The 13058-nt window shown below is 36.5% G+C and carries 21 protein-coding genes; 4 read left to right on the top strand and 17 right to left on the bottom strand.

The features are described from left to right. Positions 1–19: 19 nt before the first annotated feature. The 14 genes from rplN to KPF49_RS00460 all read right to left on the bottom strand — a co-directional run bounded on the left by rplN (position 20) and on the right by KPF49_RS00460 (position 7510). Positions 20–388, bottom strand: coding sequence for a 50S ribosomal protein L14 (gene rplN, locus KPF49_RS00525; RefSeq protein WP_183672992.1), 369 nt, complete (start codon positions 386–388; stop codon positions 20–22). A gap of 32 nt (positions 389–420) precedes the next feature. Further along, entirely contained in the window at positions 421–684 is a 264-nt protein-coding gene (rpsQ, locus tag KPF49_RS00520) for a 30S ribosomal protein S17 (RefSeq protein WP_183672991.1), read from the bottom strand. A gap of 19 nt (positions 685–703) precedes the next feature. Further along, a complete protein-coding gene (gene rpmC, locus KPF49_RS00515; protein WP_183672990.1) occupies positions 704–913 on the bottom strand; it encodes a 50S ribosomal protein L29 in 210 nt (69 codons plus the stop codon). Then, entirely contained in the window at positions 903–1337 is a 435-nt protein-coding gene (rplP, locus tag KPF49_RS00510; protein WP_183672989.1) for a 50S ribosomal protein L16, read from the bottom strand. Before rplP ends, rpmC begins: the two co-directional genes overlap by 11 nt. Positions 1338–1355: 18 nt before the next feature. Further along, complete coding sequence (rpsC, locus tag KPF49_RS00505; protein WP_183672988.1) at positions 1356–2003, bottom strand: 30S ribosomal protein S3; 648 nt, start codon at positions 2001–2003, stop codon at positions 1356–1358. A gap of 18 nt (positions 2004–2021) precedes the next feature. Continuing rightward, positions 2022–2390 (bottom strand): 50S ribosomal protein L22, encoded by a 369-nt coding sequence (rplV, locus tag KPF49_RS00500; protein ID WP_183672987.1) that lies wholly within the window; start codon positions 2388–2390, stop codon positions 2022–2024. Positions 2391–2417: 27 nt separating this feature from the next. After that, a complete protein-coding gene (gene rpsS, locus KPF49_RS00495) occupies positions 2418–2693 on the bottom strand; it encodes a 30S ribosomal protein S19 (protein WP_183672986.1) in 276 nt (91 codons plus the stop codon). A gap of 61 nt (positions 2694–2754) precedes the next feature. Next, positions 2755–3585, bottom strand: coding sequence for a 50S ribosomal protein L2 (gene rplB / locus KPF49_RS00490; RefSeq protein WP_183672985.1), 831 nt, complete (start codon positions 3583–3585; stop codon positions 2755–2757). Between the two features lie 33 nt (positions 3586–3618). After that, positions 3619–3891 carry a 50S ribosomal protein L23 gene (gene rplW / locus KPF49_RS00485; protein WP_183672984.1) on the bottom strand — a complete coding sequence of 91 codons (273 nt, stop codon included), beginning with the start codon at positions 3889–3891 and terminating at the stop codon, positions 3619–3621. Next, the gene (gene rplD, locus KPF49_RS00480; protein ID WP_183672983.1) at positions 3891–4514 is read right to left on the bottom strand and encodes a 50S ribosomal protein L4; all 624 of its coding nucleotides are present in this window, start codon (positions 4512–4514) and stop codon (positions 3891–3893) included. Before rplD ends, rplW begins: the two co-directional genes overlap by 1 nt. A 20-nt stretch (positions 4515–4534) precedes the next feature. Next, complete coding sequence (gene rplC / locus KPF49_RS00475; RefSeq protein WP_183672982.1) at positions 4535–5191, bottom strand: 50S ribosomal protein L3; 657 nt, start codon at positions 5189–5191, stop codon at positions 4535–4537. Between the two features lie 26 nt (positions 5192–5217). Then, positions 5218–5526 carry a 30S ribosomal protein S10 gene (gene rpsJ / locus KPF49_RS00470; RefSeq protein ID WP_183672981.1) on the bottom strand — a complete coding sequence of 103 codons (309 nt, stop codon included), beginning with the start codon at positions 5524–5526 and terminating at the stop codon, positions 5218–5220. A gap of 278 nt (positions 5527–5804) precedes the next feature. Beyond that, positions 5805–7139: an NCS2 family permease gene (locus KPF49_RS00465; RefSeq protein WP_183672980.1), complete on the bottom strand. Its 1335-nt coding sequence runs from the start codon at positions 7137–7139 to the stop codon at positions 5805–5807. A 137-nt stretch (positions 7140–7276) separates the two neighbouring features. Continuing rightward, complete coding sequence (locus KPF49_RS00460; protein ID WP_183672979.1) at positions 7277–7510, bottom strand: hypothetical protein; 234 nt, start codon at positions 7508–7510, stop codon at positions 7277–7279. 16 nt (positions 7511–7526) lie between these two features. On the opposite strand from KPF49_RS00460, the gene KPF49_RS00455 reads away from it, so the two are divergent. From KPF49_RS00455 to KPF49_RS00440, 4 genes are all read left to right on the top strand, one after another. Then, positions 7527–7955: a PepSY domain-containing protein gene (locus tag KPF49_RS00455; protein ID WP_183672978.1), complete on the top strand. Its 429-nt coding sequence runs from the start codon at positions 7527–7529 to the stop codon at positions 7953–7955. 107 nt (positions 7956–8062) lie between these two features. Beyond that, complete coding sequence (locus KPF49_RS00450) at positions 8063–8233, top strand: SE1832 family protein (protein ID WP_183672977.1); 171 nt, start codon at positions 8063–8065, stop codon at positions 8231–8233. Positions 8234–8241: 8 nt separating this feature from the next. Further along, complete coding sequence (locus tag KPF49_RS00445; RefSeq protein WP_183672976.1) at positions 8242–9405, top strand: MFS transporter; 1164 nt, start codon at positions 8242–8244, stop codon at positions 9403–9405. Beyond that, positions 9402–9716, top strand: a complete 315-nt coding sequence (locus KPF49_RS00440; RefSeq protein ID WP_183672975.1) for a hypothetical protein — start codon at positions 9402–9404, stop codon at positions 9714–9716. Before KPF49_RS00445 ends, KPF49_RS00440 begins: the two co-directional genes overlap by 4 nt. Before the next feature lie 302 nt (positions 9717–10018). Here KPF49_RS00440 and KPF49_RS00435 read toward each other — a convergent pair whose 3' ends face one another. The 3 genes from KPF49_RS00435 to KPF49_RS00425 all read right to left on the bottom strand — a co-directional run bounded on the left by KPF49_RS00435 (position 10019) and on the right by KPF49_RS00425 (position 13002). Then, positions 10019–10936, bottom strand: a complete 918-nt coding sequence (locus KPF49_RS00435; RefSeq protein ID WP_183672974.1) for a hypothetical protein — start codon at positions 10934–10936, stop codon at positions 10019–10021. Between the two features lie 80 nt (positions 10937–11016). Beyond that, positions 11017–11763, bottom strand: a complete 747-nt coding sequence (locus KPF49_RS00430) for a 2-keto-4-pentenoate hydratase (RefSeq protein WP_183672973.1) — start codon at positions 11761–11763, stop codon at positions 11017–11019. Positions 11764–11772: 9 nt separating this feature from the next. Further along, entirely contained in the window at positions 11773–13002 is a 1230-nt protein-coding gene (locus tag KPF49_RS00425; protein ID WP_375781549.1) for a lipid II:glycine glycyltransferase FemX, read from the bottom strand. Between the last annotated feature and the right edge of the window lie 56 nt (positions 13003–13058).

Here is a 13058-nt window from a genome sequence, read left to right as displayed (position 1 = left end):
CTCCTTAGCTAATATAAAATTATAATACTTCTGGTGCCAATGAGATAATTCTCATAAAGTTTCCGTCACGTAATTCACGTGCTACTGGACCAAATATACGAGTTCCTCTTGGACTTTTATCGTCACGAATAATGACACATGCGTTTTCGTCGAATTTGATATACGAACCATCTTCACGACGGATACCTGATTTAGAACGAACGATGACTGCTTTTACTACGTCACCTTTCTTGACAACACCACCCGGTGTTGCATGTTTTACTGTTGCAACAACAACATCACCAATGTTCGCAGTTTTACGGCCTGTACCACCAAGTACTTTGATCGCTAAAACTTCGCGAGCTCCAGAGTTGTCGGCAACTTTCATACGAGATTCTTGTTGAATCATGCGTGGTTACCTCCCTTTATATATCTACTGAATTAGATAATTACTGATTCCTCTACGATTTCCACTAAACGGAAACGTTTTGTAGCTGATAATGGACGAGTTGACTCAATCTTAACGATGTCGCCTACTTTTGCTTTGTTGTGCTCATCGTGAGCTTTGTACTTCTTAGAGTATTTTACGCGTTTACCAATAATTGGATGTCTTTTGTGCGTTTCGATAACAACTGTAATTGTTTTATCCATTTTATCAGAAACGACACGGCCTTGATAAACTTTACGTTCATTTGTTTCTGCCATTATATAAACCTCCTCTTAGTTATTGATTCGCTTTAGCTTCTTCAATTTCTCTTTCACGAATTGTCGTTTTCATACGAGCGATAGTTTTTCTAACTTCTTTGATACGAGCAGTGTTCTCTAGCTGACCTGTAGCTAGTTGAAAGCGTAAGTTGAAGAGTTCTTCTTTAAGCTCTTTAATATTGTTATTAATTTCTTCATTTGTTAATTCACGGATTTCCTTAGCCTTCATTCGTATCACCACCTAATTCTTCGCGTACAACGAATTTTGTTTTTACTGGAAGTTTATGTCCTGCAAGACGTAACGCTTCACGTGCTACGGCTTCCTCAACACCTGCAACTTCAAACAGGATACGGCCTGGTTTTACGTTAGCAACCCATTGCTCAACAGCACCTTTACCAGAACCCATTCGGACTTCTAATGGTTTTTTAGTGATTGGCGTGTGTGGGAAAATGTTGATCCACACTTTACCGCCACGTTTCATGTAACGTGTCATAGCGATACGTGCAGCTTCAATTTGACGCGCTGTAATCCAAGACGCTGTCGTAGCTTGTAAGCCGTAATCGCCGAAGCTTACTTCGTTACCGCCTTTTGAACGTCCTTTACTGTCTGGACGATGTTGACGACGGTACTTAACTCTTTTTGGTAATAACATTCTTCAAGTACTCCTCTCTTAGTTATTCTCGTTCTTTACTGTTGGTAGAACTTCACCACGGTAGATCCACACTTTAACACCTAACTTACCGTAAGTTGTGTCTGCTTCTTCGTTAGCAAAGTCAATATCTGCGCGAAGTGTGTGTAATGGAACTGTTCCTTCGTTGTATCCTTCAGCACGAGCAATGTCTGCTCCGCCTAAACGACCTGAAACTGATGTTTTAACACCTTTTGCTCCAGCTCTCATCGTTCTTTGGATCGCTTGTTTTTGTGCTCTACGGAATGACACACGGTTTTCTAGTTGACGTGCGATGTTTTCCGCAACTAATTTTGCATCTAAATCAATATTTTTAACTTCAATTACGTTAATGTGAACACGTTTGCCTGTTAATTTAACAAGTGCTTCACGTAATTTTTCAATTTCGCTACCACCTTTACCAATAACCATTCCTGGTTTACCAGTATGGAGCGCAATGTTTACTCTATTTGCAGCACGCTCAATAATTACTTGTGACACTGCTGCATCTTTTAGGTTTTTATCAATATATTTACGGATTTTTAAGTCTTCGTGTAATAAGTCAGCAAAGTCGTTTTCTGCATACCACTTAGCTTCCCAGTCTTTGATTACACCAACACGTAATCCAGTTGGATTAATCTTTTGACCCAAATTAATTCCCTCCTCTAATTAGTTTGCTTCTTCAGCCTGTTCTTCTACTGCTTCTTCTTTTTCAGTAAGTACTACAGTAATGTGGCTAGTACGTTTGTTGATTGCTGTCGCACGGCCTTGTGCACGTGGGCGGAAACGTTTAAGCGTTGGTCCTTCATTTGCGTAAATTTCAGAAACAACTAGGTTGTCAACGTCCATGTCATAGTTATGTTCAGCGTTTGCTACTGCTGATTGAATTAACTTTTCAACAACGTCAGCCGCTCTTTTATTCGTTAACTTTAATAGTGCTACTGCTTCTCCGACCTCTTTACCTCTAACGAGATCAAGTACTAGACGTACTTTACGTGGTGCAATACGCACTGTTCTAGCAACTGCTTTCGCTTGCATGTTTTATCCTCCTTTAGGTGTAGACTATTATCGAGTTACAGCGTCATTGCCGCCGTGTCCTTTGAATGTTCTTGTTGGAGCAAACTCTCCGAGTTTGTGACCAACCATATCTTCAGTAATATAAACTGGTACGTGTTTACGTCCATCGTAAACTGCAATTGTGTGTCCGATGAATTGTGGGAAAATTGTCGAACGACGTGACCATGTTTTAATTACGCTCTTTTTATTTGATTCATTAAGGTTTTCTACCTTTTTCATTAAATGATCATCTACAAAAGGTCCTTTTTTAATACTACGTGCCATTTTGGCGCCTCCCTTCAAGAAATCAGTGCGGCTGTTACCGCACAAGATTTAATGATGTTGATTATTTTTTACGTCTTCTAACGATTAACTTAGTTGATTTCTTTTTATCTCTACGAGTTTTCTTACCAAGAGTCTTTTTACCCCATGGAGAAAGTGGAGATGGCATACCGATACCTGTTCTACCTTCACCACCACCGTGTGGGTGATCGTTAGGGTTCATAGCAGAACCACGAACAGTTGGTCTTTTACCTGCCCATCTAGAACGACCTGCTTTACCTACGTTAACAAGTTCGTGTTGTTCGTTACCAACAGCACCTACTGTTGCACGGCATGTAAGTAAAATCATGCGCATTTCACCTGAACGTAGGCGAACAATCGCATATTTACCTTCTTTACCAAGTAATTGTGCTGACGCACCAGCTGAACGAGCAATTTGTCCACCTTTACCTGGTTTAAGTTCAATGTTGTGTACAGTTGTACCAACTGGCATATCACCTAATTCAAGTGCGTTACCAAGTTTGATATCTGCATCTTTACCACTCATAACTTCTTGTCCAACTTCAATTCCTTTAGGAGCAATGATGTATCTTTTCTCACCATCTGCATATTGAACAAGTGCGATATTCGCTGAACGGTTCGGATCGTATTCAATTGTTTTAATACGTCCTGGTACCCCGTCTTTGTTACGTTTAAAGTCAATTTTTCTGTATTGACGCTTATGTCCGCCACCTTTATGACGAACTGTGATTTTTCCTTGAGCATTACGGCCAGCTTTTTTCGGAAGTGGCTCTAATAATGAACGTTCTGGCTTTGACGTTGTAACATCTTTATAGTCCAGACTCGTCATGTTACGACGACCATTTGTAGTTGGTTTATAATGTTTAATCGCCATTAAATGTTTACCTCCTTATTGGTAATTATCGAATTAGAAGAGTTCAATAGAACCTTCACTTAATTTTACAATCGCTTTTCTTCTTCTGTTTGTATAACCTTCATAACGTCCCATACGTTTCTTTTTAGGTTTTACGTTCATAATGTTAACTTTTTCAACTTTAACATCAAAAATTTCTTCCACTGCGTGTTTAACTTGAGTTTTTGTAGCTCTAACGTCAACATCGAAAGTGTACTTGTTATCTGACATTAAGTCTGCTGAACGCTCAGTGATTACTGGGCGTTTAATAACGTCTCTAGCTTCCATTACAGAAGTACCTCCCCTGCTTTAGTAATTGCATCTTCCGTGAAAATTACACGATCTGCAGAAAGGATATCTAATACGTTTAGGCCTGAAGCAGTGATAACTTTAACCTCAGGGATATTACGTCCTGATTTTAGAACGTTCTCATCTTGTTCACCTAATACGATAAGTGTCTTTCTACCTGCATCTAAGTTATCTAAAGCTTTAACAAGTTCTTTTGTTTTCGGTGCATCAAATGATAATGCATCTACAACTGTTAATGCTTCTTCGTTTGCTTTTGATGAAAGTGCTGAACGTAACGCTAAACGTCTCATTTTTCTAGGCATTTTGACGCTGTGGTCTCTTGGAGTTGGGCCGAATACTACGCCCCCGCCTCTCATGTGTGGTTCACGAATTGAACCTTGACGTGCGTTACCAGTTCCTTTTTGTCTAAATGGCTTTCTACCACCACCGCGAACTTCTCCACGGTTTTTAACTTTATGAGTACCTTGTCTTAATGATGCACGTTGAAGCATAACTGCTTCGAATAATGCATGTTGGTTTGGCTCAATACCGAAAATTTCTTCGTTTAAATCGATTGATTTTACTTTTGAACCATCAATAGATAATACATCTACGCTTGCCATTTTGTATCCTCCTTCCTCTATTATTTGTCACCTTTAATTGCTGATGAAATTTGTACGTATCCTTTTTTAGGTCCAGGCACATTACCTTTTACTAAAATTACGCTGCGCTCGTTGTCAACCATTACTACTTCTAGGTTTTGAAGAGTCACTTTGTCTCCACCCATTTGTCCTGGTAATTCTTTACCTTTTAATACGTGAGATGGATCCATCATACCCATTGAACCTGGGCGTCTATGGTAGCGTGAACCGTGACTTGAAGGTCCTTTCGCTTGGTTGTGACGCTTAATGTTACCTTGGTAACCTTTACCTTTAGAAGTTCCTGTAACATCGACGATGTCGCCAGCCTCAAATGTATCTACGTTGACTTCTTGACCTACGTCGAATTCATCTACGTTTAAGTTGCGGAATTCGCGTACGAAGCGCTTAGGGTTCGCACCTGAAGCTTTAACGTGGCCCATTTCAGCCTTAGTTGCATATTTGTTAGTACGTCTAGTTGGTTTGTAATCTTGTTTGTCATCAAAACCAATTTGTACTGCGTTATATCCGTCTACTTCTTCTGTTTTCTTTTGAAGGACAACGTTACCTGCCGCTTCAATAACTGTTACTGGAATTAACTCACCATTCTCTCCGAAAATCTGAGTCATTCCTACTTTTTTACCTAAGATTCCTTTGGTCATCGAAAGTCGCACCTCCTGAGTTTAATTTATAGTTTAATTTCGATGTCCACACCAGATGGTAAGTTTAAGCCCATAAGAGCATCAACTGTTTTTGGTGTAGGGTTTAAAATGTCGATAAGACGTTTATGCGTACGTTGTTCAAATTGCTCACGTGAATCTTTGTATTTGTGTACTGCACGTAAGATTGTGTAAACAGATTTTTCTGTCGGAAGTGGAATTGGTCCAGAAACCTCCGCACCAGAACGTTTTGCTGTTTCAACAATTTTCTCTGCTGATTGATCAAGCACTCTGTGCTCGTACGCTTTTAAACGAATACGAATTTTTTGTTTTGCCATTATTTTAACCTCCTCGGTCGTCATCATTTATTGATAGACTTCTCCACGAAAATTTTCTTGCACATCCGCCATGACAATGGGGCCGGGTGTGTCAGTAACCTCTCGCTTCATCGATTTTACAATAAATCCTTGATATACCAAGGATTTACATTGTATTTGACAGCTGTTTCTGTCTTTCTTTGAGTCCAACGCTATATATAATACATTAAAAGAGCGAAGATATCAAGGATTATCCTTATAATTTTCGCTCTTTTTTTATCTTTTATATAAATTTCTCATTATTGTAATATAAATATGAAGTAAAAGATAAAAATTACAGATAAAACATACATTATATTATGTACTTCTTTTCTTTTACCTGCCATGATCATTGAAATTGGATAGAAAACAAATCCAACTGCAATACCTGTCGCAACACTGTAAGTGAGTGGCATCATAATAACTGTTAAAAATGCCGGAACTGCAACTTCAAATCTCGTCCACTCGACTCGACTTAAGTTTGAAGCCATTAAAGCTCCAACAATTATAAGAGCAGGTGCCGTTACTTCAGAGGTAAATACAACAATTAACGGACTAAAGAATATCGCAAGTAAAAATAATAGAGATGTTACAACACTCGCAAACCCCGTTCTTGCTCCTGCAGCAACTCCCGCCGTTGATTCTACATAAGACGTCGTCGTAGATGTACCGAGAATTGCTCCAGAGATTGTAGCAATAGAATCTGCAGCAAGTGCTTTACTTGCTCTTGGTATTTTATTGTCTTTAATTAAGTTCGCTTGAGAAGCTATTCCAACCAATGTACCAGCTGTGTCGAAAAAGTCAACAAATAAAAATGTAAGTACGACGACTAAAAACTGTACGTTAAACAATTCTGAAGGATTTAAAAATCCTTCAAACGCTGCACCAAATGTCGGTGCAATACTTGGTACTCTACTTACAATCCCGTCTGGCATTGGTAGTAAGTTAAATACGAGTCCAGCAATCGCCGTCAAAATCATTCCAATAAAAATCGCACCTGGAATCTTTCTTGCCATCAATATAACAGTAAGAATTAAACCAAATATTGTCAGAAGAACATGCGCATCATGAATATTACCGATATGTACGAGAGTATTTTCATCAGCAACAATTAAACCTGCACCTTTAAGCCCAACAAATGCAATGAAAAACCCAATTCCAGCACTAACGGCCATTTTCATTTCCATTGGTATAGAATTAATTACATACTCTCTTAAACCTGTTGCCGTTAAAATAATAAATAATATTCCAGAAATTAAAACTCCAGATAGCGCTGTTTGCCACGGTACACCCATACCAAGTACAACGGAGAACGCAAAGAATGCGTTTAACCCCATTCCTGGCGCTAAAGCTATTGGATATCTAGCCCATACTCCCATAATAAAAGTCCCGATAAATGCCGCTAAACACGTCGCAACAAATACTGCGTTAATGTCCATACGCATGTCATCAGGAATCCCGTCTACTCCAGCAAGACTAAGCATCGCTGGGTTTACTGCTAAAACATACGCCATCGAAAGAAACGTTGTGATTCCTCCGATTGCTTCACTACGATAATTTGTACCTAACTCATCAAACTGAAAATACCGCTTCATATTCATCCTCTTCTTAATTAAAGTACTTTTTATAGTAATTATAAATTTTAACGATATTATATTATGTTTGCAATGTTTTTTGACAAGAGAAAGTTTATATAATCGACCTTTTGGCAATAGATAGTTACGGAGGGATGCTATATTAATACTAAAATCAAACTTACATCATTATTACTTGCGTTATCTCTTACTTTAGCTGCATGTAGTAATGATGAAGAAACAACAAATACCGAAAATACTGGAGATAATAATTCAGAGCAAACAGAAGTCACAAACGAGTCAAATGATTCAAATGAAGATTCAAACGATGACGATAGTGATGATAATAGTAGTAATACTAATAATGAAAGTTCTTCAAACGAAAGTAACACAAACGACGAACTCGATATGGCTCAATTTGATTCATCAATTGAAGACGCGATTGAAGAAGCAAAATCTAATTTCGACGGTGAATTAACTGAAATCGGAGTTAGCACTGAAAATAATCAGTATGTTTATAAGATTGAACTTGAAAGCGACACTGAAGAATATGAAGTAAGTTTAAATGTCAATGACTTATCTGTCGTGGAAGAAGAAACTGAAACAGAAGATGATCCTGAAGACAATGATTACTTCCAATATAATGATCTCGTTAAAGTAGAAGATGCGATTGAAACTGCTAAAAAAGAAGTAGATGGTAAAGTTGAAGAATGGTCCACTGACTTTGATGATGGAAAACTTTACTACGAGATTTCAATCATTCAAAACAGTGATAATGAAGACGTTGATGTTATAATTGATGCGTATACAGGTGATTTTGTAAAAATCGATGACTAATCGAATCAATACTCTACAGCGAGGGATATCCCCTCGCTTTTTTACGTAGAGGTAGAAAGTCCTTTTGTGCTATCATTAGTAATAACTATATATAAGAAGGTGAGAGCATGGATTTAAAACAACATCTAGAATCATTAAAGTATGATTACGTTCGAATTCAAGGTGATTTAGAAAAAATTGAATCTACCGGACACTCTCCGCAAAAAATGCTTGAAAAACTTGAATCTATTGAACAAGAAATCAAAGAAACAAAAGAAAAAATTAAAAAAGGTAGTTGATTCAAACGATGACAGATAATTTAAAGCAAAAAATATTATTTATTATGCTCATTCAGTTTTTAATTTACTTTGGTTTTAGTATGATTATCCCAGTCATGCCGGAACTTGTCGTCGTGTTTGGAGTAAGTACATTACATCTTGGATTTATACTTGCAATATACTCTATTGCAAGTTTTATATCTGCACCATTTTTCGGAACTCTATCTGACAGAATTGGCAGAAAACCTCTGTTAGTCGGTGGTCTTTTTGTATTTATGTTAAGTTTTTTAGTCTTTGCGATTTTTTCAAATAGTTTAGTAATCTTATACATCAGTCGCTTCTTTGCAGGTATGGCTTCTGGTGCACTATATGTCGCGACAACATCAATGGTCGCAGATATTACATCAATTGAATCTCGTACAAAATACATGGGACTCATCGGCATGGCGATGGGTATTGGTTTTGTATTTGGCCCAGGTATTGGTGGATTACTTGCCACAGTATCAATTTCAGCGCCGTTTTTCATGACGTCCATCATTATTTTAGTCGCACTCATCTTTTCAATTATTAAAATTGAAGAAACATACAATAGACATACTGAGATTGTGCGTGGCATTGGTGTTCAAAAGGAATACTTTATTAAACCTGTTGGTATCTTACTTGTCGCAACGTTCGTTGTAATGTTTATGATGAGTGGAATGGAAAGTACATTCCAACTTTTAGGAAAAGAAAAAATCGATATTACACCTGGAGAGATGGGCGTTCTTTTCTTTATTGGAGGAATCTTTAACGCAATCGTTCAAGGTGGAGTCATTAGAAAATTAAAAGACGGACAAGAATATGGTGCGATGATGATCGGCCAACTCATGGCTTTAATCGCATTTATAATGCTTCCATTTATGACAGGTTTATTTTACGCAGGCATTTGTATTGTCTTGTTAATGAGTGGTAACGCACTTGTTAAAACACTCATGACTTCTCAAATTACTAAAGAAGCAAAACATAACGAGATGGGTAAGATGACGTCTACAACATATGCATTAGATAGTCTTGGACGTATTATTGGACCGGTATTTTTCAACTTACTATTTCTTATCCACTACGGCGTACCTTTCTTCTTTGGTGCATTAGTTGTATTACTATCAACATTCTTTATATATCAATATTATAGAAAAAGAGGTCAAGTCGTATGACATTTTTAACGATAATGATGTTAATCATTTATCTATTAGTCGCATTTATAACGATTTATAGTTTACGCGCTAAATTTTTAATGATTATCAGAATTATTTCCGGAATTGGATTTTTCATTATGTTGTTATCGTTTCTACTTCCTTTACATGGAATTAACGATTATATGATGCTGTTACTCGCGATTTCGATTATCGCAGCAGTAGAGATTACTGCATTTAAAGTCAGACATGATGATAGACACTTATTCTTAATTCACGTCTTTACACTTGCGATGGCACTTGCGCTAGTCGTATACCTCATCATCGTGTAAAGGAGTTAACTTATGAACCGAGTGATATTAACATTACTCACACTGATTCAATGTATGTTCTTTGTCAACGTACTGCTTAATGAGGGTGTTATTTTCTTTAACATCTACATATGGGGAGTTGTTGCATTAACTTCTCTTATGGCAGGTGTGATTTCTTTTAATTCCAGTTCAAGTAATATTGACGACAGCGCGAATAATTATTTCGCATTAACACTAATAACAATATCGATCGTATCAATAGGGTGCATTATATATTTGGCAATATTTAAGCCGTTCTACTTATAGTGTAGAACGGCTTTATTTTATGCTTCAATATATTCAACTGTTTCTTCTGGATAATTCATATTCTTTTTATAGAATGAGATAAATCCACCATAACTAATATAACTAATAAATATAGAAGTAACTAGAATCACAAGTCCAGCTAATATTCCGGCAAGGACTGAAAGCACTGTTGAGTTTGTATATGCAATAATCGCTGATGCAAGTAATATTGAAACACCAACAATTAAAATGAGTATTAATGATAGTAAAAACATCGAAATAACAAGTTTTAAAAACTGCTTAAAGTTCTTAGAAATAATGTTAAATCCTGTACTTATCTTATCTCCAAATGTGTTTTCTGCTTTCTCTAAATGCCTAAACCATGTGTTCGCAACAAAACCTTGAACGAGTATATTAAGAAATACAGTCACTATAATCCCGGTAAATAGAAGTAGTATTGCTCCAATTGAATTAACGACAGCATTACTAAACTCGTTAACATCAGCGAATCCAAATCCACCACCATAAAATATCGGTCCCGTTACAATGTTGATAAATATGTTCATTGCAAATCCGATGAGAATTAAAACGATCGCAAGACCAAGTGATTTTAAGTATCTACCTCTTTGGAATGGGAATAATCCATGTTTAAATCTAGAAAGTTTTTCTTCATATGCTAAGAAATAATAATTATAATAACTAAAGTTTAATGGTATTAATACAAAAATCGCAAAAAGTAAGAAGAAAATTATACTAAATATAACTCCAAAAATGCTAAGTGCGTTAGACCCTGTTGCATCTATTGTACTCACCGAGCCTGCGATTATCACTACGGCTATACCTCCAGCAAATAGAAAAACGAGTCCTAAAAATATAGAAAATAATACAATATTTAAAATAACTTTTAAATGTTGTCCTCTTAATTTTTCAAAATAATCTCGTTGATATTCAAACATATCTCTACCTCCTCTTTATTTGTTTTTACACTTATTTAGGGTGCGCTAAACATTAAAAAGACTCGAGGTTACCCGAGTCATTAGTCTGTTACAGTCAATTCAACTGTACCGATGGTTTCATACTCCGCTTTATATTGACCTTTTTCTAATTGAATCGGTGAGATAAATGTGCCTGATGACACGAACATTCCTTTTGTTAATTTATCTCCACGTGCGTCGAGTGATTCGACTAACCACTTCACTGCGTTCGCTGGATGATCTAAAACGTCTTCTGAATTTCCTGTCTTTACGCTTTTACCGTTAAAGAAAATCGTTCCGTTAATATTTTTTAAATCTTCATAGTTGAACGTCTGGTCTTCACCAATAACGACACTTCCTGACACGGCAGTGTCTGCAATGACTTGGAACATTGAGATATTCGGAAACCAATTTTTATAACGACTGTCAGGCACCTCGATTCCTGGTGCGACTGTACATTTTTTCATAATATCTTCGACACTATCTTCAGGTGATAGTTCTTCTTGAACGATAAATACAAGTTCTAATTCAAGAAACGGATCATTATAATCATTTAAGGAAATAGTTTTAACAATTTGTTTATCTGTCATTGCACCGTATAATGGATGTGTACTATTAAACAGTTTTTGAGTATCTTCAGATGTCAAACTGATTTTATATCCTTTTAAAGTTTCACCATCATCTTTTTTAAAGCTAAGAATTTCATCTTGAATATCATAAGCTGCTTTTAAATTATCTACATTGATATCTTTAGCTTCTACAGGAACGTTATGTTTTCGTGCTTCATAAAGAGTTTTACTTACTGACATATTCCTCACCTATTTTCTTATTTTATTTAAAAACACTTTACCTTTTTGGTACATCGGCACCATAGTATTTAATAGGTAATATACTGGACGATTCAGTACAAAATCAAATCCTCCAATTTTGTTGCTGACTTCTGTGCCCCACTGACTTTTAAATTGCCATAATCCAAAATACTCAGAGTCTTCAGGTGGCTCGACACTCGTTCCACCGAAGTCATAACTTTTAGCACCGTTTTCTCTTGCGTACTGCATCATACTGAACTGCATATGATGGTTTGGTAAAAAGTCACGATAATCATTGGAAGAAGCACCATATAAATAATATGCTTTTTCTCCACATTGTGCGTATAACGCCCCTGAAAGAATTGCTTTTTCTTTAATCTCTTTAATTTCTTCAAGCTGAGTATCTAGTTTACTTAAGCGGTTGTTTAAGTTTTCGAGTTGGTTATTTCTCTTTGTTTCATCTTTAATTTTATTAGCTTTTTTAATGTCTTTATTAACCTTATCGATATCTTTTTGGATATTTTCTTTTACTTCTTTTGGATCTAACTCGACTAAGAATAACTCCATATGACCATTGTCGTGAAGTGCATCGTATAATGACTCAAAGTACGTGATATCTCTTGTTAAGAAACCATCACGTTCTCCTGTAATTTTCATTAACTCGTGGAATGTTTTTAAGTCTTCACGCGCCGCACGCTTTACTGTTGTTCCCATTCGTAATGCACGTCTCACACGTGTACGGTTATTTCGGTCAAAACTCTGTAAAAGTTTTTTATCGTCTAAGGAGACGTCAGTGACCATCGTTTGTCGTGGCTGAATCGCATCTTTACTCATACCATCTAAAAAACCGTGATGGATAAATCCTAAAGACTTTAATAATTTTAATGCTGCTGCATCAGTCTCAGGAATGTCAGGATCGATTTTAATTGTATAGCTGTTTTCTTCTAGCGCAGCGTCAATGACTTCTTTTAATAAGGCTTTTACGAGTATCTCGTCGCTATAATCAACGACAAAGCCACGCGATATATAGCACAATGTAAATTTAGTTTTTGGAATTTTTTTAAACTGTAAAGTTGCGGCCGCTTCTATTTTATCGTCTCGACCAATTGCGATGCGCTTATAATACCAACCTGTTAATTTTTTAGATTCTGCCCAGTCAGTTAACTGCAGTAAGTCTCCATTTCTATGAGATTCAATAAAGTTGTTATACTCTTTTTCGCTTACTTCTAGTCTTTTAATCATTGTGTTTACTCCAATCATTATTTTAGAAATTTTGTTATAATTTTCTAAAGAAG

The organism is Nosocomiicoccus ampullae, from assembly GCF_019357495.1.
In the GTDB taxonomy this organism is placed as follows: Bacteria; Bacillota; Bacilli; order Staphylococcales; family Salinicoccaceae; genus Nosocomiicoccus; species Nosocomiicoccus ampullae.
The sequence above is the reverse complement of the archived record's forward strand: the minus strand, read 5'-3'. Positions and strand labels throughout refer to the sequence as shown.

Bases quoted from the DNA above. Each gene is read 5' to 3' on its own strand.
- KPF49_RS00465 (WP_183672980.1), bottom strand. From the start codon at position 7,139: ATGAAGCGGTATTTTCAGTTTGATGAGTTAGGTACAAATTATCGTAGT.
- rplD (WP_183672983.1), bottom strand. From the start codon at position 4,514: ATGGCAAGCGTAGATGTATTATCTATTGATGGTTCAAAAGTAAAATCA.
- KPF49_RS00450 (WP_183672977.1), top strand. From the start codon at position 8,063: ATGGATTTAAAACAACATCTAGAATCATTAAAGTATGATTACGTTCGA.
- KPF49_RS00435 (WP_183672974.1), bottom strand. From the start codon at position 10,936: ATGTTTGAATATCAACGAGATTATTTTGAAAAATTAAGAGGACAACAT.
- rpsJ (WP_183672981.1), bottom strand. From the start codon at position 5,526: ATGGCAAAACAAAAAATTCGTATTCGTTTAAAAGCGTACGAGCACAGA.
- rplW (WP_183672984.1), bottom strand. From the start codon at position 3,891: ATGGAAGCTAGAGACGTTATTAAACGCCCAGTAATCACTGAGCGTTCA.
- rpsS (WP_183672986.1), bottom strand. From the start codon at position 2,693: ATGGCACGTAGTATTAAAAAAGGACCTTTTGTAGATGATCATTTAATG.
- rpmC (WP_183672990.1), bottom strand. From the start codon at position 913: ATGAAGGCTAAGGAAATCCGTGAATTAACAAATGAAGAAATTAATAAC.
- rplP (WP_183672989.1), bottom strand. From the start codon at position 1,337: ATGTTATTACCAAAAAGAGTTAAGTACCGTCGTCAACATCGTCCAGAC.
- rplN (WP_183672992.1), bottom strand. From the start codon at position 388: ATGATTCAACAAGAATCTCGTATGAAAGTTGCCGACAACTCTGGAGCT.
- rplB (WP_183672985.1), bottom strand. From the start codon at position 3,585: ATGGCGATTAAACATTATAAACCAACTACAAATGGTCGTCGTAACATG.
- rplC (WP_183672982.1), bottom strand. From the start codon at position 5,191: ATGACCAAAGGAATCTTAGGTAAAAAAGTAGGAATGACTCAGATTTTC.
- KPF49_RS00430 (WP_183672973.1), bottom strand. From the start codon at position 11,763: ATGTCAGTAAGTAAAACTCTTTATGAAGCACGAAAACATAACGTTCCT.
- KPF49_RS00440 (WP_183672975.1), top strand. From the start codon at position 9,402: ATGACATTTTTAACGATAATGATGTTAATCATTTATCTATTAGTCGCA.
- KPF49_RS00455 (WP_183672978.1), top strand. From the start codon at position 7,527: ATGGCTCAATTTGATTCATCAATTGAAGACGCGATTGAAGAAGCAAAA.
- rpsQ (WP_183672991.1), bottom strand. From the start codon at position 684: ATGGCAGAAACAAATGAACGTAAAGTTTATCAAGGCCGTGTCGTTTCT.
- KPF49_RS00445 (WP_183672976.1), top strand. From the start codon at position 8,242: ATGACAGATAATTTAAAGCAAAAAATATTATTTATTATGCTCATTCAG.
- rplV (WP_183672987.1), bottom strand. From the start codon at position 2,390: ATGCAAGCGAAAGCAGTTGCTAGAACAGTGCGTATTGCACCACGTAAA.